Below are 19,808 nucleotides of genomic sequence, written 5' to 3'. Positions count from 1 at the left end.
AGGCGTGAGCAAGGAAATATCCTATTGAAAGCGATAGAGATCGAGCGAAAGTTCCTGGTCCGGGACGACAGTTGGCGCGCTTGCGCCGACGAGCCGCACGTTCTGCAGCAGGCCTATCTCTGCCTCGATCAGAACTGCATACGCGTCCGCCTGATCGACGGGCATTCCGCGCGCCTGACGATCAAATTCCGCTCGCCAGGCCTCGCTCGCGAGGAATTTGAGTATGACATTCCGGTCGAGGAGGCACGCGACCTCCTGCTCCATGCAGGTCATGTCCTTGAAAAGACGCGATACCGCGTCCTGCATGACGGCCGGAGCTGGGAGGTGGACGTATTCGCCGGCGCTTACCAGGGATTAACGCTCGCCGAAATCGAAATGGCGAGCGAGAATGACCGGTTCAATCTGCCGCAATGGCTGGGGCGCGAGGTCACGGGCGAGAAGCGATACTCAAACCGCGCCATGGCAGCTGCTCCCCGTACTCAGCTGGCGGCGCAGGGCACTGCTGGCTGGCCTCTCAATCCTTTACCACAGTCCAGCTTGCGTCCGGATTGAAATCCTTGATCGCCGCGGCACGCTCTTCCGTTGTCGGACCCAGATCGCGCTGGTAGATGACGCTCATCCCGTTGACCATGAACGTCTGCACGCCGGTGACCCTGTATTTGACCGGCCAGGCGATCAGTGCAAAGCCGCCGGTCATATAGCCGTTGATGATATAACTTTGCTTGCCGCCAAGCACGTTGTCGCCCTGGGATGTCAGAATGCGGTAGCGATATCCGTAATAGCCCTCGCCGCGTTTGGCGGCTCCGAAAGCGGCCGTTTCGACCAGCGCGCTTGCCGGGCTTTCCTCGGGGTATACGCTGGGATCCCAGTAAAGACCATCGAGCTTGCCGGGGCTGCTGATCAATTTCTTCGCGAACTCGTAGATGCCGTCGCCGTCACGATCCTCGGATGCGAACCAGTACTGGGCAGCCACATATTCACGCATGGTATCGATGGTGGCGAGCTCGTTCTCGCCGACGCGGCGATTGATGATTTCTTCAAGGCCACGCTGAGTATCGAAGAACCATTTGCCATCCTTGTCTTCGGTCAGCGGAAACGGCAGCGGCCAAAGCCGATCGCCGATCGCAGCGACCTTCAGATTGCCGAGATCCTTCAGAACCACTTGGCGCTCTGCGCCCTCGCGGATCAATCCGTATGCGATCATCGCCTCGTTGCTTGAACGGAGCTTGTCGGCGTTGAGGCCCAGCAAGGCGGCAAGATCGTCGATGTTGTTGGAAGCCAGCACCGACTTCAGTTTGTCGATCGCAAGCTGCGCACTGTCGAACTTGGGCGAGGACATCGCCGCCTTGTAGGCGGAGAGATCCGCCTGCGCCAGTGAGAGCGTCGGCGTTGCCGAAAAAGCGCAGAGCGCTGCTGCGAACATGAGCGAAATTACAGTCGATTGGCGTCTCATGATGTCACTCCCTGAGCTGAAACAGGTGTTACCGCCGTCCACCGCCGCCACGGCCGCCGCCGCCACGACCACCGCCACCGCCACCGCGGCCACCGCCGCCGCCTGGCGGGCGGCGATACTGAGGTGGACGGGCCGAAGGACGCTGGCCCATGCTCTGCGAGCCGCGGTGTGAGGAGACGGCCTCCCGGCGACCCGACTGCGGGTTGCCGAGAGCGCTTGGCTGGCGTCCGCGATTGTCTGGTCTCGCAGCCATTTGCGGCTTGTTGGCTTTCTTGACGGATTTCTGGGCCGGTTTGGCGGGGCGATTGGCGGCCTTCTGAGGACGGGCCTCAGGCCTCGACGCTCCCTGCCGATCGCTTGCCGCCGGTCGATTGGAGGCGGGCTTGGCCTTCAAACCTTGCGCCGTGTTTCTGCGGATGTCTTCAGCGCGTGCGGCGTTACCGCGATTGCCGGGCCTCTGGCTTGCCTGGATATCGTTGGCCCTGTTGCGCAGCTGGTTGCGATTGTCGCTCTGGAGACTGGATTTGATCGACGACCGGTCCAGCTTCGAAAACTGGTCCTTGCCTATACTCAGTTTGCTGCGATCGACATTGCTCCAGTCGACGTCGTTAAGCTTGAGCTTCCCATTGAAATTGCGGTCGTTCAGGCAATTGTTGCAGTCGATGTCGATATCGCCGCCATCCCAACGGCCGCCCCAGACGCCCCAGTCGTCCCAGTTGACGATGGCCGCCCACGTCAACCCGGTTACCGCAGCCGCAAAAAAACCCGCCCCGGGGTAATAGTAGCTGTCGTAATAATCCGGATAGTAGGAGATAGGCTCCGAGGCATAACCCGGTTCGTAGAGCATTTCCGGTGGATATTGCGGGATATAGATCTTCTCGGGATCGGTCGGCCGGATGATGATATTCTCGTTGTCGGTAACGACGGTCACCTTGTCATCCGTCTTGATGATGTTCTTTTCCACCGCTTCGTCGCGAAGCTGCTGGATGGCAATCAGAACATCCTTTTGCTGATTGGTGAGCGCATCCGCCAACGATTGCGTCCAGTCGAGGTCCTCGCTCATCATCTTGACGATATCGGGATAGTTGAGCAGCGAAATGACGCTGCCGTCCCACTCGCTCTTCGGCTTGAGGTCGGAATTCTTCTTTTTTGTCTCCAGGAAACGCTGCGCCTCGATAATCTGCAGCGGAAAGAGCGAGGCAGCCGAGATTGCTGCGACCAACTCGTCCGGATAAAGGGCAATGCGCGCCACGAGCACTTCCAGTTCATCGTCCGACAGAAGCGCCGCAGCGGGCTGTTCGGCAGCAGTCTGGGTCGGCGCGGCCGCTGGTGCAGGCGCCTGGGCGCGCGCGGGCAGGGCCGGCTGCAACGCGATGATCGCGACAGCCGACAATCCAGCAATGACTTGGCCAGCGAGGAGTTGGCCAAGTGGGAACCGGCCCCCAAACACTTTGCGGGAAATGGCTTTCATCGCATCGACCTCCCTTAGATCAAACAATGACGGATGCCTTTATGAAGACTTCGGCCTGATGAGAGGCGGTCGCCCCAGCACGACGACTTTCGATTGGGCGATTGCCTCCCCCATCTCTTTCAGCAGAGCCTCTAGCAGGCTCGCATATTCCTGCCGCCGCGCCTCTCGAACCGCCTCCGGCAGACCTTCGAGATGCGCCAGAGCCTGGGCGGCGGCCGCGAGATCCTCACACATGCTGTGAAAGGACTCGTCGACGTAGAAAAGCCGCTGTACCAGCCGCGTCTGGTTGGGAAAATAAGTCTCGGCCGTCTCAAGGGCGGATAGATATGTCGAACCTTTATCTCCCGACGCCATCTCCACCCCCGCCGCCGACTGCGCTCAGCAGATGTTAAGACTATACAACAGCCGCACCCGCGGCTGACGTAAAATACGCGATCCTCTACGGTAGCCGGCTTTTGAGTCACCGGGGGAATTCGAGGCTGCGGCCGAATGGCAGGAATCTAGACGATCGAGTCGCGCCGCTCCTCAGGCGCTGACGATCACCGCAAGGGCCTGGCGGCTAGCGATCCGATAGAGATTACACGATGCTACGAGCCTCCACGCCGAAACGGGCCTAATATCGACCGTTGATAGAGATAAAGGGTGAGGCCAGACCGGTCGGAAGGAGCGGCCGTGTTTCGACTATCTTGCCTTGAGCCTCCCTGATTTCGTCGTCACCATCCTTGTCTGAGACGTGATGGCGATCGGCGTTCAGATCTGATTGCTAACGTATCAAACCACCCTCATCAGCACGCCGCGAACGCTGCCAAACGGGCGGTCTCAACTCGCGGTCTTGCGATTTGGCTATCGTAGTTGACGCCACCGTGCGGCCAAGCAGCGCGATGATCGGGAAGAACAACGGTAAGAGCATAGGAGCCAGCGGTGATAGGTAGCATTCCGATGTTGCGAGGCCTGAGCGGTTTCAGCTGGGATTGGCTTCGCAGCGATATCCCGGCCGGGCTGTCGGTCGCTGCCGTCGGCCTGCCAAGCGCCATCGCCTACCCGGCGATCGCCGGTCTGCCGCCGGAAACCGGCATCTATGCCAGCATTCTTGCGCCGATTGCCTATGCGATTTTCGGGCCGTCGCGGTTGCTGATCGTCGGGCCGGATGCCGCGACGATGACGGTGCTTGCCGCTGCCATGGGCGCCATCATCGCGGCCTTGCCTGCCGATACCGCTGTCGATCGGGTTGCGATCGCTTCGGCGCTTGCCATCGGTGTCGGCCTCTTCTGCATCGCTGCGAAACTATTGAAGCTCGGCGTTCTCGCGAGCTTCCTGTCCCGGCCCATTCTGGTCGGGTTTTTCGCCGGGGTGTCGCTTTCGATCCTGGTCGGACAGATCGGCCGCTTCACCGGAGTGAAGATCGAATCCGACGGGCTGATCGCACCGCTCGTCGAAATGCTCGCCAAGAGCGGCCTGATCCATTGGCCTTCGCTCATCCTCGGCCTTGCGATGTTTGCGCTGCTATGGATCGTCCGGGCGCTGCACTTGAAGGTTCCCGGCCCGGTTCTCGTCGTAGTGGTGTCTGTCCTTCTGTCGGCGATCTTCGATTTCCGCGGGCAGGGCATCGCCGTGGTCGGCGACTTGCCAAGCGGCCTGCCGGCCCTCTCCCTGCCCGCGTTTCATCAGATGCCTCTCGATAAGATCGTGCTCGGTTCAGCCGCGATTTTTCTCGTGAGCTTCGGTGCGGGCATAGTGGCGGCGCGCAGCTTCGGCTCGCGCACCGGCGAGGAAGTCGATGCAAACCAGGAATTGATCGGCCTTGGCGCGGCCAATATCGCACCTGGTCTTTTCGGTTCATTTCCGATCAGCGTGTCGGATTCCCGCACAGCCATAAACCTGTCGACGGGAGGTGTCTCTCAACTTGCAGGTCTGGTCTCTGCCGCGACGCTGGTTGCGGCGCTGGTCTTCCTGAATGATGCGCTGCGCATTCTCCCGATCCCGGCGCTGGCGGCGATCCTTGCAACGGCGGCGATCAGCCTCATCGATATCGATGAGCTCAGGAAGATCTGGCGCATCAGCCGCATCGAATTCATCTTCGCGCTTATCGCCATGTGGGGGGCGATCAGCTTCGGCGTCCTCAATGGCGTGATCGTCGCCATCGCGGCAACCTTCGCCTATCTCCTGCGGCAGACCATGTTTCCGCGCGACGGCCTTCTTGGCCGCATCGAAGGGCGGCACGGATTCTTCGATTTGCAGCGCTTTCCGGAAGCTCGTCCCATCGAGGGCGCGGCCGTCTTTGCAGTCCAGGGCAGCATCCTGTTCTACAACGCCGATTATGTGCGCTTGCGCATGATTTCGGTGATCAAGGGGCTGGCCGCCGAGACCAGATGCCTGGTGCTCGATGCAAGCGCCATCACATATATCGACAGCACCGGGGCGACCGCGCTCGAGGCCGTGGCTGAACTGCTTGCCAAACGCAACATTATCTTCGCGATTGCCGATCTCAGCGATGAAAGCCGCGCCATTCTTACCCGTGCCGGGGTCATCGAGACGATCGGCGCCGACAATCTCTTCAACGGCAGGGAAGAAGCCTTGCGGGCGCTGATCGGCGATATCCCCCAGCCCGACCGCACCGTTCAGGCCAGCAATAAATCTCAGTGACAGAAGGAGGGAGAGCCATGGACGAAAATTATGAGCCGAGAGAGGCCGACGCAGAGCCAACCCGCAGCGGCAAGGATAAAAAGAAAAAGAAATCTTGGGATTATGACAAGGAGATCAACCGGCTGCAGGTGGAGCTGGCGCATCTTCAGGCCTGGGTGAAAAAGTCGGGCGCAAGGATCGTCATCATCTTCGAGGGGCGGGACGCCGCCGGCAAGGGCGGCATGATCAAGCGGATAACAGAGAGGGTCAGTCCTCGGGTTTTCCGCGTCGTGGCGCTGCCCGCGCCCACCGACCGCGAGAAGTCGCAGATCTACATGCAGCGTTATATCGCTCATCTGCCGGCGGCCGGTGAAATCGTGATATTCGATCGCAGCTGGTATAACCGGGCCGGCGTCGACCGTGTCATGGGCTTCACCAGCGAGAAGAAGGCGCAGCGCTTTCTCGAGCTTGCCCCTCGCTTCGAAGCGGCGATCGTCGAGAGCGGCGTCATTCTGCTGAAATATTTCCTGACGGTCAGCGAGGAGGAACAGGAGCGCCGCTTCAGGCGCCGGATCGACGATCCCCTGCGGCAATGGAAGCTCAGCCCGATGGATGTCGAATCCTACCAGCGCTGGTGGGATTATACGCGCGCCTATGACGATATGCTGCGGATGACCGACTCCAAACACGCTCCGTGGTGGATCGTGCCTTCCGACGACAAGAAGCGCGCCCGGATCAACTGCATCTCGCACATCCTGCAGTCCATTCCTTATGAACGGCTGAAGTTCGACGAGCCCGACCTGGGCAAACGGCAAAAACGGCCGGCCGATTTCACTGAGGATCGCAGCGTCCGCCATGTCGTGCCTGACATGACATCGTAGGGCATGACGGTCCGGCCTGTAACCCGACGGATGCGACGATGGAGCAGACAGCCGATACGACAACGCAAGGGACCGGCGCAGGTCAGATTTCGATAGAGGCGAGAGTAAGCGATCTCGTCCGTCTGGGCATTATCGGCCTTTTCGCATATTGGACGATGACGCTGATTGCTCCTTTCGCGCTTATTCTCATCTGGGCCGCCATCCTCGCCGTCGCTCTCTTTCCGATGTTTGCGACGCTCTCGCGACTGATCGGAAACCGGCCGGTGATCGCCGCCATCGTCATCGTCGCCGGTTGCCTCGTCCTGATCATCGCGCCGCTCGCCCTTGTCGCGGTCAATTTCGCCGACACCGCAGAGGCGTTGATCGGCAAGTTACGATCGGGAGAATTTACCCTGCCGGCAGCGCCTGACGCCGTCAGGGATTGGCCGGTTGTCGGTGAGCGGCTCCATGACATTTGGAACCGCCTTGCCGGCGATCTGGCTTCGACGATCATCAAGTTTCAGGCGCCAATCCGTGAGGTCATGGGCGCAGTGGTCACAAAGCTTGCCTCGATCGGCGGCGGTGTATTGAGTTTCGTCGTCTCTATCATGCTCTCCGGCCTGTTCCTCACCCAGTCAACGCGCCTGGCGGCAGCGATACAGATTCTGGCAAGCCGGGTCGCGGGCGACAAGGGCGTCGGTTTCGCCCGGCTGTCGGGAACCACGGTCCGGAATGTCTCACGCGGTGTCATCGGCGTGGCTTTCCTGCAGACCCTGCTTTGCGGACTGTGTTTTGCCATCTTCGACGTTCCAGCGCGTGGAGCGCTCACCTTCGTCGTCTTCATCCTGTGCGTCATGCAACTCGGGCCAGCGCTGGTGCTCCTTCCCCTCGTCATCTGGGCCTGGTTCTCCTGGCCATTCGCCAGTGCCTTTGCCTTTACCTGCCTTGCCGTGCCGATCTCGATCGTCGACAACATCCTGAAACCCATCTTGATGGCGAGAGGCCTCTCGACTCCGATGCCCGTCATCCTGATCGGCGTGATCGGCGGCACTCTGTCCCACGGGCTGCTGGGGCTTTTTCTGGGGCCGGTAGTGCTCAGCGTCTTCTACGAGCTGCTGAGAGCCTGGGCCTGGCCTGCGGCAATGACGGAAGGATCAGAACATGATCGCGCGCCGGCCTTTGAGGTCGAGCGCGCCGAATAGTCTTCTTCGGGCGTGTCTACCTGTTGGTACAGTAGACCACGACCTCCTGCTCTATGTCGCGACAGAGCTCCTCATATTCCGCAACGAGCCTGTCTTCTCTCGGGCTCTGGGTCCGGAACCGATCCAGCGCATCGACTGCAAGATCGTAGGCCTCGAACAGTTCTCCGAGGGTCTCGTTGGTTATGTCCGCAAGCAGATGGCGGATATCCGGAAGCCGCAACATCAGTTTTCTGCGGCCGCGTTCTTGGCTCATGAACTAGCTCCGCATTGGTACCGCGTCCTGCAATTGGTACGAAGTCAGAAAGGTGCCGGATTGTTCCCGAGGTAACATTGCGTATCAGACCGGAAGACAACATTGCCAGATTAGTTCGGTAGCGGACAATCGGCGCCCCTCATCCGCGCCAAGAACGGTCCGCGCCCAAATTTGGGACGTTCTGCGCGGATCCCGAAGGCAAAACTTGCAACCAAGGGCTAGCGCGGTATGATGTATTAGAACGGGCTTAGATAATTGCGTGACTTGTCGTGGGGCGATCATGAGGTACGCAAAAGTCAATGTTTTGGGCAGTCTCGAGCCGACGGTTGATGAAATCTGCCGTCAGGTCGAGCGAATTCTCGCAAGCGAGGAATTTCATGCGCCGAAGCGGGGGCGGGATTTCCTCGAGTTCGTCGTCAACGAGACGCTCGCCGGCCGATCGGGGTTCCTGAAAGCTTTTACGATAGCGAATGTTGTTTTTGGCCGCGAGGCTTCATTTGACCCGCAGAATGATCCGGTCGTGCGGATCGAGGCCGGTCGGATCAGAAAGGCGCTCGAGCGTTATTACCTCGTCGCAGGCCGCACGGACGAGGTCGTCATTACCGTGCCCAAAGGCGGATATGTGCCGCATTTCGAATATGCACAGGAAGTCCCGCCTCCGTCCTCGATAAATCCGGAAGAACCTCAGGCTGCAGAGCTCAACGTCCAAGACAGCCCTCGTAGCACGATGCGTGCTCCGACGCTGTCGGCAGCTCGGGGCTTCGGGATCGTCATATCAGTGGGGTTTGGGGTCTTCGCCTTGGCCCTTGCAATTGCGCTGTCTGTTTGGAACGGGCGACCGACTGCGACGCTGCCGCTGGCGAGCGCCCATCCGAAGGTGCTCGTCGAATTCTTTTCTGAAAGCGGCTCCGCCGGCGCCGGTTCGGACATCGCTCGCGGCCTGAGGGATGATGTAATCGGTCAGCTTGCCCGGATCGACGACATCATCGTCGTTGCCGATCCGCTACGCGGCGGGCAGGCCGCCGTTGCCGACTACTCGCTCCACGGCAATGTCCAGCTCGACAAAAGCAGGTTGCGCGCCTCAGCGAGGCTCGTGCGCCAATCGGATGGCGCGGTCATCTGGGCCAGAAATTTCGATGCCGATCTTCAAGTCGAGAACAAGCTCGTCATCCAAGCCAACATCTCCCGGCAGATTTCCACCGCTATCGCGCATCCTAATGGCGCCATCCTTCAAACCGAGACGGATAAGATCGTCGGACCAGCGCAGAATGGCGACCAGGATGACTATGCCTGCACGCGCGCCTATTACAGCTACCGTCAGGCCATGACCGCGCAAAGCCACGCTGCCGCACTGGAATGCCTCCGGCAGGCGACACAGCGTTTCCCCGATAACGTTGCTTCCTGGACATTGCTTTCCATGGTCTATCTTGATGAGGTGCGGTTTCGCTACAAGCTCAGCACCCCCTCTTCGGTTCGACCGCTCGAAATGGCAAACGCTGCGGTGGAGAGGGCGGCATCACTCGCGCCCAGCGATCCCCGGGTTCTGCAGGCACTGATGTTGGTGGGCTTCTTCCAGGGAGATGTCGACAAGGCGCTGAAGGCTGGCACGGCGGCCTACGCCGCCAATCCCAGCGACGTCGAAGTCGCGGGCGAATATGGCTATCGACTGGCGCTTTCCGGGAAATGGCAGTCAGGCTGCGAACTACTCTCGATCGCCCTCAATAGAGGCGTCGGTCCCAGCGGATATTATGAAGCCGGCATGGCGCTCTGTGCATTCATCAAAGGCGATCTCGAACAGGCGGAGCGCTGGTCGCGAAAATCCGATCTCGGCTCGAACCCTGTCCATCGTCTCGTCCTGCTATCCATTCTCGGGGCCGCCGGCAAGACCGAGGAAGCCGAAGCGGAAAAGCGCTGGCTTTATACCCATTCGCCGGCATTGATGGTCAATATCCGCGAGGAAGTTTCGCTGCGCTTGCAACGGCCTGAAGATCAGGAGCGCTTGCTGAACGGATTGCGTGCCTCGGGGCTTGATATCGACGCCACCGCGGCAAGATAACGCGCTTATCGATCGGGCGGTGTGGTGCTCTGCTTGCGGCTTTCCGAAATTTCCAGAGCGATTTGCATGGCGATCTCGTCCTCGATATCGAGAATGGTCCGGCCTTGGAGCTCGCGATCATATCGATTTGCCCATATGACTGTGCCGTCGGCGCCATTGATCAGGCGGACATGCATATGAAGGGCCGGTCCCTCGATAACCACGCTTCCCTGCAGATTGAACTGTGGAACGATCGGTTGGGCACCCGGCCGATCGGGCCCGAGCACGACAAGATTTTCCGCTTTCATCAGCTTCGTCAGCAGCTGGTCTGCTAAGCCTTTCGCAAAATTTAAGCCTTCGGAGCTGCCGCCGAGAGCCGCGAAGGGCTCGACGACGATGCTGGCCTTGCTTGCAAGCGTCGACGCGGCGGGCGCCGGCGGCGCCTTTGGCCTTGAAAAATATTCTTCCAACGGGCGGATGATAGCCAGAATCGCGATCACGCCCAACAGCGCCGGTAGGCCAATCGGCAGCAGAAGATCGCGATAGGCGATCGGCCGATCAAGACCGCCCTGCTTGTTTCCGGGGTTTTGGGAATTCGTTCCAACGCCGGAATTCGAGGTGCCATTGGTGCTTGAAAAATGCGGCGAATAGCCTCCTTTGGGGATGGTTATCCCGATCGGATCGCTTCTTCCGCTGACGAGGTAATATCGCTCGAGCGCGCGGCGGATCCGCCCCGCCTCGATGCGCACGACCGGGTCATTCTGAGCATCGAAAGAGGCGTCGCGCCCGAAAACCGCCTGCGCAATCGTATAGGCCTTGAGCTGTTCGCCGCGTCCTTCCAGCATCTCTTCGACGATATATTGCAGGAAACGCCTCCCACGCTCGGGAGCATGAAATTCGGGACTGGCGAGGATGCGATCGAGCTGCTCGCGAACGGCTGCGGGATCGTGAGGTGCGGGGCTGGTTCTTCCCTCATCCGATACCATCGAGCCCTCCCGCGACCCTACCTGTTGCCTTATACACCCGCTGATGGCTCTGGACTTCCGTAGCAATACGTAACTGAGCGGCACTCCCGGGCGCGTCTTGCGCACTGATTGAGAACTAAGTCCGGCCGCCGGCGACGCCGTTGCAATAGCGCAGCAGAGCAGGAATCAAGGCTCCTGGTCGTCCGCATTCAGCGCTTTCACCGTAACGGCCGCGACGACGCCGGTCAGCACGATGCCCGCAAAGCCGATCACCAGCGCCAATATCCGCGACGTGACATGTTTGGGGGTAAAATCGCCGTAGCCGATCGTCAAGCCGGTGACGAAAGTGAAATACATGGCTTCGTCAATGCGCCAGTTTTCGATACGCCAGATTGCAAGCCCGGATCCGACCATCAGGGAGACGATCCCTGACACGATTGGCCAGATCACACGAAGCTGCGTTGCGAGCGCGATGAAAAACAGGCGCCGCATCCGTCTATGGCTCGACTTTCGGCCAGCTCTTACCGACACCTTCCGGCCTTCCTGCAGTTGGATCAGGGCATTCGTCAGACTTACGCAGCATTATCGCCGGCAACCGAGCCTCACGTCGATCTCGCAGTTTGTTTGCCAAGCCATTATGCGGCCTCAAGACCCCCGATCGGGCAAAACATACAAAGTCGTGGCGAAGATCATGTAAACCATCAGCACCAATATGCCGACGAACCACGCTGAACGCCCGCTGTTGGTGACGAACATCGCCGTCATGGTCGCCAGCAAAACCATGACGACCACGCCCGGAGAAAACTGCAGATCCATCGGCGTCGGCCCGATGACGTAGCTCAACAGCACCAGCACGGGCGCCACGAAAAGGGCTATCTGCGAGGCGCTTCCAAGCGCTATGCCCACGCTCAGGTCGAGGCGGTTCTTGCGTGCACCGGAAAATGCCGAAGCCATTTCGGCTGCGCCGCCCACCAGTGCTACGACGATGAAACCGACAAAGGCGGGCGTCATTCCAAAAACCTTGGCAGCCTCCTGCACCGACTCGACGAAGACTTCGCTGACCAGCGCGACCAGTATCGTCACACCGGCGAGTGTGGTCAGCGCCACCCCGATCGGCCACGGGGTTTCGTCGGTCTCGGCGTGCTCGGCGGCAGCAAAAAACTCCCGATGCGTCTTGAGGGTGAACAGCAGTCCCAGCGCGTATCCGACGATAAGCAGGATGGCCAAGCCTAAGCTGAGCTTGTTGATCACTTCCATTGCCGAGGTCGAATCCATTGACGCAACCGCCGAAGGCATCAGCAGGCCGATGGTGGCGAGGAAGAGCAGGCCGGCCTGAAGCCGCGCATTGGCGCGGTTGAATTCCTGACTGTGATGTTTGAGACCGCCGAGCAAAAACGATGCCCCAAGCATGAACAAAGTGTTGGCGACGATCGCACCGGCAACCGATGATTTTACCAGCGTATATTGTCCGGCACGCAAGGCGGTCAGCGCGATGACAAGCTCCGTCAGATTGCCAAGCGTGGCATTGAGCAGTCCGCCAGCAGCGTCGCCGGTTTTCGCCGCAACGGACTCAGTCGCGTGACTGAGGAGCCCGGCTAGGGGTATCACGGCAAGCACCGACAGGATGAAGAGCAGCGTATGAGCCTCGGGGGCAACGCTCGCAGCGACGAAGACCACCGGCACCGCAGCGAGCAGCCACAGCATGGGGTTGTGACGGATTTCTTTCCAGAGAAGACTCACCCCATCGCTCCCGTTCAGTTGCTTCAGCCGTTCAGCGGGTTTGCAGATCAATATGTCCAGCTCCGGAGCACGCCACGTGTTTGGCGGCTCGATCCGTTGCAGTGCTATTCCGGCAGCGCTGTTTGCCGGAAGAATGTCACGGTCGCTTCGTCCGGCGGCCCGAACCAGGTTGTGAAGAATGTCCGGAAATCCGGCCCGGCATAGGCCTGGCTGAGCGCGCGATCGACGGCAAGGCGGAAGTCCTCATCGCCGCGCGCGAGCTCAAGGCCGAGCGGTTCGTAGGTGAAATGGCGCTGCAGGACGATCAGATTGCCGGAATTGTCACTGCGGGCGGCGGCATCCATCAGGATCGGCATGTCGCCGAAGAGCACCGCCGAACTGCCATCTACGACGCGCTCGATCCCCTGCTGGTAATTGTCGACCGGCGCAGCCGTCGCAGCGAGCTGAAAAGTCTTGATCCTGTCGCTTAGCCAGCCTTCGCTCGTCGTGCCGGCAATCGAGGAGAAGGTCTTGTGCTCAAGGATCGTGCGCGCCGGTGAACCGCGCCAGACGGGACGGGTCGAAGGTTCACCATATTGCAGCACTTCCCGCAAAGCCAGCGGCGAGCTGGCGCTCAGGAGCGCGCCGGTGCCGCTCGGGAAGATCGGGATGGAAAACGAGACCTGCTGCCGGCGCGTCAATGTCACCGGCTCCGCACCGCAGACAATATCAGCCGTGCCGCTCTCTACCGCTCGTGTCTTGACGTCGCCTGAAAGCGAAACCCATTCGACATCGAGCTTCGGCAGGTTCAGCTGTGCCCTCAGGCTATCGGCAATCTTGTTGCAGAGGGCGACGGCAAAGCCATCCGGCCGTCCCTGTTCGCCATTGAAGGAAAAGGGCCTCGCATCCGGATCGTAGCCGAGCTTCAGCGCGCTGCTTGTTCTGACGCGATCGAGCGTCTGAGCCTGCGTGGGCGTGCTGAGGGCAAACAAAGCCGTTGCGGCGAGGACAGAGGCGGTGATACCCGCCCACCGAGCATTTTTTCGTGACATGTCTGATCCTCCTCTGTTACTCGGCCGGAAGCCGGTTCGTGCCGCTGGCGAAACGCGGGGCGATCAAGCCGTAGATGATGAAGCCGATGCCTGTGACGATCATGCCGCCGAGCACCGCATCCTTTCCGGAGGCATAGATGGCGAAGACGCTGTAGGCCATCCCGACCAGGGCGATGGTCGCATTCAGCCGGTATTTCGGCTGTGGCACGCGGGCAGCCTTCATCATGACGAACAGCGACGAAAGCGCGATGATATAGGGCAGCACGTTGGTGACGACGGCCAGATTGACCAGTGCTGAGAACTGTTCGCTCAAGGTCGGCGATATGGTCATCAAGGCAAGGCATGTCTGCACGATGCCGAGAATGATCATGCCGGCCATGGGTGCCCCCATATCGTTCACCCGCGAGAATATGGATGGGAACATTCGCTCGTCGGCGGCGGTTTTCGCCGTCTGCGCGATCGTAAACTGCCATCCGAGTAGCGAGCCAAGGCAGGCCAGCACGGCAAGCGCCATGACGATGGAACCAATGGTGGAATTGAACATGGTGGCATAGGCGAGTGCGAAGGGTCCCGTGGAGGTAGCGAGATCCGCATTAGGCACGATGCCTTGAATGACCGTCGTCGACAGGATGTAGATGACGGCGGCGCCCAGCGTGCCGAACATGCAGGCGAGCGGTACGTCACGCTTGGGATTTTCGACGGCATCGGAATTCTGCGCCGCAGACTCCATGCCGAGAAAGGCCCAGAGCGTAAGCGAGATACTCGATCCCATGCCTTGCGCAAGCGTCAGGCCTTGCGGATTCCAGGCGGCAGCGAAGGTGCTGGAGCTGAACCACAGCCAGCCGAGGATCGACAGCAGGCCGACGGGAAGGATGACGCCCCAGACGGTGACCGAGCCGATGCGGCCGGTAATGCGCGGTCCACCGAAATTGGCCGCCGTGGTCAGCCATAAGAGCACGATCAGCGCCAGACAGGTCATGATCGGGGTCGAGGTCAGCACCGGAAAGAAACCGGCCAGGTAGCCGACAGCCGAGATGCCGATCGCCACGTTGCCGACGGCAAGCGACAGGAAATACAGGAAGAACACCATGAAGTAGCCGTCCTTCCCATAGGCATCCTCTGCGTAGGCGGACATGCCGCCGGGGCGCTGGTTGAACAACCCGGCTTGGGCGAAGCCATAGGCGATCGCCATCGAGCCGATCGCGGTCACGAGCCAGGAAAGCAGCGAGATCGCGCCGACCTGCGCCATATTGGCAGGCAGCATGATGATCCCCGACCCCATCATGTTGACGGCGACGATAAAGGTGAGCTGCACCAGGTTCATCTTTTTCTTGGCCGTGGCCTCGGCCGCAAGATGCATCGTGTTGTCGGTCATGACGTAATCCTCCCTAAAGCGCGTCGCGATCCTGCAGCTTCGCTTGGCTCACACTTTAACGCTCTGTTTTCACACATGTCGTCATCGCGAAACCGCTTTGCAGCCCTACTCGCGCACGACATATGTGTGGAACTTGATCCGCCCATCGATCCGCTCCTGGAACACGCCTTGGACCTCGTAATTGAAGCCGGGGAAGCGGTTGAAGGATTCTTCGAAGGCGAGGAAATAGTCCCGCATCGGCCGCGCCCGCTCGTCCCAGCGCTCTCCGGGCACGATCACGCCGATACCGGGCGGATAGATCAGCGCCAGGGTGGCCGAGATGCGGCCGGCGGCTTCCGTCAGCGGCACATAATCGACATTGTTGGCAACGAGCGCCTCATAGGCCTGTTTGGGTGCGATTGCCGGTTCGGGGAAGCTTTCGGAGCGGAAGCACAGGCGCTGCAGCTCCTTGACACCCGCCTCGCGATAGAAGGAATGCATTTCCCCGCAGACCTGGCGGACGCTATAGCCGGCATAACGCTCGCGATTGGCCGCAAAGACGGTCGGCAGCACTTCTGGCAAGGGTGCGTCACGATCCCACAGGTTTTTGAACTTGACGAGCTTGGCAACCAGCGTGTTCAGCTTGCTCTCGTCTTCAGCCGGCGTCAGCAAAAAGAGCAGGCTGTTCAAGTCGCATTTTTCCGCCACGACCCGCTGCTCGCGCAGATAGTTGGCGACAACGGTCGCCGGGATGCCGAAGTCGCGATATTCGCCGGTCTTACGGTCGATGCCGGGTGTCAGTATCGCAAGCTTGTTGGGATCGACCATGGTGTAGCCTGGCGCGTAACCTGAATAACCGTGCCAGCTCGCCTCCGGATCGAAACGCCAGCATTGCTGCTCGCGTTTCAGCACCTCCGTCGGGACATCTTCCCACTTGGCGGCGGCAAGGTCGCTGGTGTGCTTCGAGCGCGAAACCGTCACCCTGTCCGGCACGAACGGATCGAAGAACCACTGCTCTTCCGGGGGCGCGGCCTTGGTTTCGTAGTGCTCCACGAAAGCGCGCAGCTTCTTGCGAACCTCGATTCCGAGCTCGATGCAGCGGTCCCAGAGCATCTCGCCGGCCTTTCCCTCGTGCACCTTGGCATTGACATCGAGCGAGGCAAACAGCGGGTAGAAGGGAGAAGTCGAGACATGCATCAGCAGTGATTCATTGAAGCGCTTATGTTCGACGAAGCGGCGCTGGCCGCTGATATGTTCGTCGCGTTTGTGGATCTGCGATGCCTGCGAGAAGCCGGCGCCCTGCTTGTGCACCGATTGCGTGGAGAACAGCCCGGGCATGTCAGCCCTGAGGTCCTTAAGACGCATCGGGCTGTGACCCTCAAAGAGGGGGTGGAAGGCGTTGTAGCCGATCCAGGCCTCGTCCCACAGCACGTAGTCGCAGAGATGGCCGAGCTTCTCCATCACCTGGGCGACATTGTAGATCGTGCCGTCATAGGTCGCGAGCTGGATGCAGGCCAGACGGAAAGGCCTCTCCGCCTGCGCACGGCTCTTGTCGGTGACGAGTGGATGTTCCTCTATCTTTTGCCGCAGCCAGGCCTCGTCCCAGGCTGCCCAGTCGACAGCGCCGATCATGCCGAAGGAATTGCGGGCGGTCGGCAGAAAAATCGGGATCGCCCCGGCCTGTACGAGGGCACCCTGGTGCAGCGATTTGTGATTGTTGCGATCGAAGAGCACGAGATCGCCGCTGCGCAAGACTGCGTTCGCTACCACCTTGTTGGAGGTGCTGGTGCCGTTCAGGATGAAATAGGTGCGGTCGGCGCCGAAGATGCGCGCCGCCGCTTTCTGAGCTTCGACGGCAGGCCCTTCATGGATGAGCAGATCGCCGAGATCGACATCTGCATTGCAGAGGTCGTTGCGGAAAATGCTTTCGCCGAAATATTTGAAGAAGAGCTGGCCGGCCGGTGACTTTCGATAGAACTGGCCGCCCTGGTGCCCTGGGCAATCAAAGGCGATATTGGCTTCGCCATCATAGGCCATCATGCCGCCGAAGAATGGCGGGAGCAGCGATTTGCCGTAGTTGACGGCGCTGGACACGATCTGCTTGGCATAGAAGACTGGTGTCTGCTGACCGAGGTAGACGAACCCGTCCACTTCGCCAGCCATTTCCACGACATCCATGTCCCCGATCGTTAGTGTATCGGCCATCGCCCAGATGGGCGTGCGAAAGCCGATATCCCTGACGGACCGCAGGAAACTGCGTGCCGGAAGCAGCAGGCCGCCTTCGACCGAGCCGATATAGGCACCGACGTCAGCATCCTCGGACACATCGGCTGAATAGTCGCCCCGCACTTCCACCTCGAAGCCCTGGGCGGTGATCTGCGCCACGAGCTCCTGCGCTTGGGGATTGTCGCGGTCGACGACGGCGACGATTTTCAGCAGCTTGTGGAACGGTATGGCGACCGTTGGAGACTTCACATCGCGCGGGATCATTCTGGCGCCTCCTCTGCAATGCAATCGACGAGATAGCGGCGTCCGCCGTCGCCGGGAGCGAAGCGAAGACCATGGATATCGGTTTCGAAACCGGGGAACTTGCGATCGAAATCGCGGGCGTAGAGCAGGTAATCCTGAATCGATTTCGTCGATTGGGTGATCCTCTCGCCGGGCATGATCAGCGGAATTCCCGGCGGATAGGGAACGATCATCACGGCGAGGATGCGGTTCATGAGATTGTTAATCTCGACGCTCTCGATCCTGCCTTTGACCAGCCGGTCATAGGCGTCCGCCGGACGCAATGCCATTTCGGGCAGGACAGTGTACATCTCGCGCTGCGCCTTCGGGACGTCATCTTTGCGGTAGATCGCATGGATCTGCGCGCAGAGATCCTTCAACCCCATGCCGGCATAGGCTTCCTGATGCGCGGCGGCGAGCGCGGGCAGCGCTCGCGTCAACGGCGCGTTGGCATCATAGAGATCCTTGAAATTGAGGAGCTCAGTGATGAGCGTGCTCCATTTGCCGCGGGTAATACCCATCGAGAAAAGCACGAGGAAGGAATAGAGACCGGTTTTTTCGATCTCGATGCGCCGCGACGACAGGAACTTGGTGATAACGGCAGCCGGTATGCCGTGCTCATCCATCACTCCGCTCGCCGACAGGCCCGGCGACAGGATGGTGACCTTGATCGGGTCGACCATGACATGGTTTTCGGCAAGGCCGGCAAAACCATGCCAGGCATCATCCGGCTTCAGGACCCAATCGGCACGGGTATCGCTCGGCGTCTGCCCGGCAGCCGTCGGCTCCCAGACGTCAAACCACCAGGTGCCTTCCGTCTGTTTCCTCACCGCGTTCATCGCCCGGCGGAAGCTGATCGCCTCATCAATCGTCTCCTGCACCAGGGCGCGGCCGGCTGGCTGTTCCATCATGGCGGCCGCGACATCGCAGGAGGCGATGATGCCATATTGCGGCGAGGTCGAGGTATGCATCATGAAGGCTTCGTTGAAGCGGGTGATGTCGAGACGCTTGGTCTCGGCATGCTGGATATGGATCATCGATGCCTGGGAAAGGGCGGCCAGCAGCTTGTGCGTCGAGTGCGTGGCAAAGGTGATGGCGTTCTTCGACCGTGCCGGCTGGTTTGACGATATCCCGTGGAAACCGTCGTAGAATTCGTGGAAGTTGCCATAGGCATACCAGGCCTCGTCAAAATGCAGCACTTCGACCGCGTCGCCCAACGATGCCTTGATCGCATCGACGTTGTAGCATAGTCCGTCATAGGTTGAGTTGGTGATGACCATCAGCCGGACCTTGCCGCTGGTCTGTCCCGCGAACGGGCTGGCGGCGATCTTGCCGGCGATCGCTTCAGGCGTGAACTGATCCTTCGAGATCGGACCGATGATGCCGAGTCCATTGCGCGACGGCGTCAGATAGATTGGGGTGGCGCCCGTCATGATGAGGGAATGCAGGATTGATTTGTGGCAGTTGCGGTCGCACAGCACGAGATCGCCGCGCCCGACCATGCCGTGCCATATGATCTTGTTGGCAGTCGACGTGCCGCCGACGACGAAGAGAGTTTCGTCGGTACCGAAGATGCGCGCGGCATTGCGCTCGCCCTCGGCGATCGGCCCGACGTGATCGAGAAGCGAACCGATGCTGCCGACCGATACGGAAATATCGGATCGCAGCGTATTTTCGCCGAAGAACGCGTAGAAGAGCTGGCCGACAGGGCTCTTGCGAAACGCGACGCCGCCGCCATGGCCCGGCGTGTGCCAGGAATAGGCGCCTTCCAGCGTATAATCCATCAGCGCCTTGAACATCGGCGGCGGCAGCCGGTCGAGATAGTTGCGGGCGGCCTGCGCGATGGCGCGCGCCATGAATTCCGCCGAATCCTCGAACAGCCGGAAGAAGGCATTGGCGTGGCGCAAAACCGTGGCCGGAACGTCTTCCGCCGTGGTATCGTCGCCGAATAGGAAGATCGGCAGGCGGTCGTTTCTTTGCCGTTTTGCGGCGAGAACCTCCCCCAGTACCAGCCAGCGCGTGACCCTGTCCTCGGTGCCGTCGACCGAAACCAGCCAGCATGACTCGGTGTTGAAGACATGCACGAGACGGCGGGCATCCTCATAGGAAATACCGGAGACGATCCGGAACCCTTCCTTTTCAATGGCTGCGGCCAGATCGCGCATTCCGCGTCCGGCAGCACTCTTGCCATCGAAATCCTCGTCGATGACCGCTATCGGAAATGCCATCTGGAATTCCATGCGTTCCTCCAGAAACCGATATCAAAGGCTGCGGCCGCCATGCAGCCCGCTGCATCTCAGGTCGAAGGATCGTA

At 60.3% G+C, this 19,808-nt stretch carries 16 protein-coding genes; 5 read left to right on the top strand and 11 right to left on the bottom strand.

Annotated elements, in window-relative coordinates; translation table 11 throughout:
• The first annotated feature begins 24 nt into the window (after positions 1 to 24).
• Complete coding sequence (locus CO660_RS01505) at positions 25 to 552, top strand: CYTH domain-containing protein (RefSeq protein WP_085779045.1); 528 nt, start codon at positions 25 to 27, stop codon at positions 550 to 552.
• Here CO660_RS01505 and CO660_RS01500 read toward each other — a convergent pair.
• The 3 genes from CO660_RS01500 to CO660_RS01490 all read right to left on the bottom strand — a co-directional run bounded on the left by CO660_RS01500 (position 515) and on the right by CO660_RS01490 (position 3,278).
• Positions 515 to 1,453 carry a DUF2950 family protein gene (locus CO660_RS01500; RefSeq protein ID WP_097597135.1) on the bottom strand — a complete coding sequence of 313 codons (939 nt, stop codon included), beginning with the start codon at positions 1,451 to 1,453 and terminating at the stop codon, positions 515 to 517. The genes CO660_RS01505 and CO660_RS01500 overlap by 38 nt on opposite strands.
• Before the next feature lie 28 nt (positions 1,454 to 1,481).
• Positions 1,482 to 2,846 carry a DUF3300 domain-containing protein gene (locus CO660_RS01495; protein ID WP_245421276.1) on the bottom strand — a complete coding sequence of 455 codons (1,365 nt, stop codon included), beginning with the start codon at positions 2,844 to 2,846 and terminating at the stop codon, positions 1,482 to 1,484.
• 117 nt (positions 2,847 to 2,963) lie between these two features.
• Positions 2,964 to 3,278, bottom strand: a complete 315-nt coding sequence (locus tag CO660_RS01490) for a hypothetical protein (protein ID WP_097597058.1) — start codon at positions 3,276 to 3,278, stop codon at positions 2,964 to 2,966.
• A 567-nt stretch (positions 3,279 to 3,845) separates the two neighbouring features.
• Here CO660_RS01490 and CO660_RS01485 point away from each other — a divergent pair.
• The 3 genes from CO660_RS01485 to CO660_RS01475 are packed head-to-tail and all read left to right on the top strand — an operon-like array spanning position 3,846 to position 7,608.
• Positions 3,846 to 5,567, top strand: coding sequence for a SulP family inorganic anion transporter (locus CO660_RS01485; protein ID WP_097597057.1), 1,722 nt, complete (start codon positions 3,846 to 3,848; stop codon positions 5,565 to 5,567).
• A 17-nt stretch (positions 5,568 to 5,584) separates the two neighbouring features.
• Positions 5,585 to 6,427: a polyphosphate kinase 2 gene (gene ppk2, locus CO660_RS01480; RefSeq protein ID WP_097597056.1), complete on the top strand. Its 843-nt coding sequence runs from the start codon at positions 5,585 to 5,587 to the stop codon at positions 6,425 to 6,427.
• A gap of 38 nt (positions 6,428 to 6,465) precedes the next feature.
• The gene (locus tag CO660_RS01475; RefSeq protein WP_097597055.1) at positions 6,466 to 7,608 is read left to right on the top strand and encodes an AI-2E family transporter; all 1,143 of its coding nucleotides are present in this window, start codon (positions 6,466 to 6,468) and stop codon (positions 7,606 to 7,608) included.
• 16 nt (positions 7,609 to 7,624) lie between these two features.
• Here the strand turns inward: CO660_RS01475 and CO660_RS01470 are convergent, their stop codons facing one another.
• Complete coding sequence (locus CO660_RS01470) at positions 7,625 to 7,861, bottom strand: hypothetical protein (protein ID WP_097597054.1); 237 nt, start codon at positions 7,859 to 7,861, stop codon at positions 7,625 to 7,627.
• A gap of 280 nt (positions 7,862 to 8,141) precedes the next feature.
• On the opposite strand from CO660_RS01470, the gene CO660_RS01465 reads away from it, so the two are divergent.
• A complete protein-coding gene (locus CO660_RS01465; protein WP_097597053.1) occupies positions 8,142 to 9,917 on the top strand; it encodes a hypothetical protein in 1,776 nt (591 codons plus the stop codon).
• 5 nt (positions 9,918 to 9,922) lie between these two features.
• Here CO660_RS01465 and CO660_RS01460 read toward each other — a convergent pair whose 3' ends face one another.
• From CO660_RS01460 to CO660_RS01430, 7 genes are all read right to left on the bottom strand, one after another.
• On the bottom strand, positions 9,923 to 10,882 hold the full coding sequence (locus CO660_RS01460; protein ID WP_097597052.1) for a hypothetical protein: 960 nt from the start codon (positions 10,880 to 10,882) through the stop codon (positions 9,923 to 9,925).
• 165 nt (positions 10,883 to 11,047) lie between these two features.
• Positions 11,048 to 11,353, bottom strand: a complete 306-nt coding sequence (locus tag CO660_RS01455) for a potassium channel family protein (protein ID WP_097597051.1) — start codon at positions 11,351 to 11,353, stop codon at positions 11,048 to 11,050.
• Between the two features lie 153 nt (positions 11,354 to 11,506).
• Positions 11,507 to 12,601, bottom strand: coding sequence for a calcium/proton exchanger (gene cax / locus CO660_RS01450; RefSeq protein WP_097597050.1), 1,095 nt, complete (start codon positions 12,599 to 12,601; stop codon positions 11,507 to 11,509).
• Between the two features lie 104 nt (positions 12,602 to 12,705).
• The gene (locus tag CO660_RS01445; protein ID WP_097597049.1) at positions 12,706 to 13,632 is read right to left on the bottom strand and encodes an amino acid ABC transporter substrate-binding protein; all 927 of its coding nucleotides are present in this window, start codon (positions 13,630 to 13,632) and stop codon (positions 12,706 to 12,708) included.
• 16 nt (positions 13,633 to 13,648) lie between these two features.
• Positions 13,649 to 15,007, bottom strand: coding sequence for a putrescine-ornithine antiporter (potE, locus tag CO660_RS01440; RefSeq protein ID WP_097597048.1), 1,359 nt, complete (start codon positions 15,005 to 15,007; stop codon positions 13,649 to 13,651).
• A 105-nt stretch (positions 15,008 to 15,112) separates the two neighbouring features.
• Complete coding sequence (gene speC / locus CO660_RS01435) at positions 15,113 to 17,476, bottom strand: ornithine decarboxylase (protein ID WP_097597047.1); 2,364 nt, start codon at positions 17,474 to 17,476, stop codon at positions 15,113 to 15,115.
• Positions 17,473 to 19,734 (bottom strand): Orn/Lys/Arg decarboxylase N-terminal domain-containing protein, encoded by a 2,262-nt coding sequence (locus tag CO660_RS01430; RefSeq protein WP_097597046.1) that lies wholly within the window; start codon positions 19,732 to 19,734, stop codon positions 17,473 to 17,475. The genes speC and CO660_RS01430 overlap by 4 nt, the downstream gene beginning before the upstream one ends.
• Positions 19,735 to 19,808 lie beyond the last annotated feature (74 nt).

The organism is Rhizobium sp. L9 (assembly GCF_002531885.1).
In the GTDB taxonomy this organism is placed as follows: Bacteria; Pseudomonadota; Alphaproteobacteria; order Rhizobiales; family Rhizobiaceae; genus Rhizobium.
This window is presented reverse-complemented; position numbering and strand designations above follow the sequence as displayed.